The 828-nt window shown below is 69.7% G+C and carries 1 protein-coding gene; it reads right to left on the minus strand.

Going from position 1 to position 828, the window contains the following annotated elements; genetic code table 11:
- Positions 1-828: AMP-binding protein (locus tag NGM28_RS28435; protein WP_252092549.1), on the minus strand; the 828-nt coding region annotated here is incomplete at both ends.

The following is an 828-nucleotide window of genomic DNA, read 5'->3' on the forward strand; positions in this document are numbered from 1 at the left end:
CGCCCGCCCGGGCGGGTGCCGAACGGGTCGTCGAGGAAGCGCTCGGCGGTCAGTTCGGCACGGTTGAGATAACCACGGGCCACCTGCACGCCACCGATGTACAGCTCGCCCGCCACGCCCTGCGGCACCGGCTGGCCGTGGCCGTCCAGCACATACAGCGTGGTGTTGGCGATCGGCTTGCCGATCGGCGTGTTGTCCGGCGCCGTCACACAGTGCCAGGCACTGACGTCCACCGCCGCCTCGGTCGGGCCGTACAGGTTGTGCAGCTCGACTGTCGGCAGTTGCGCCTGGAAGCGCCGCACCAGCGCGCCGGGCAAGGCTTCGCCGCTGCACAACACGCGCTTGAGCCGTTCGGGCTGCACCGCGCCATGGGCGAGGAACACGTCCAGCATCGACGGCACGAAGTGCAAGGTGCTGACCTGTTCGGCGCGAATCACTTCACGCAGGTATTCCGGGTCGCGGTGGCCACCGGGCCGGGCCATGACCAGGCGGGCGCCGGTCTGCAACGGCCAGAGGAATTCCCATACCGACACGTCGAAGCTGAACGGGGTCTTCTGCAGCACCACGTCGTCCCCGCCGAGCTGATAGGCGTCCTGCATCCACAACAGGCGGTTGACCACCCCGGCGTGCTCGTTCATCACGCCCTTGGGCAGGCCAGTGGAACCGGAGGTGTAGATCACGTAGGCCAGGTGGCGCGGGGTCAGCCCCATCACCACAGGTGCCTGCGCCGGTTGCGCCAGCCAGCTCGGGCGGTCGAGGTCGATCACCGGCACCGCGGCAGCCTCGGGCACGCTGCGCGTGGCCGCGTGCACCAGCACCGGGGCACCG

Origin of the sequence: Pseudomonas sp. MWU13-3659 (genome assembly GCF_023757525.1) — a bacterium.
Taxonomy (GTDB): Bacteria; Pseudomonadota; Gammaproteobacteria; order Pseudomonadales; family Pseudomonadaceae; genus Aquipseudomonas; species Aquipseudomonas entomophila_E.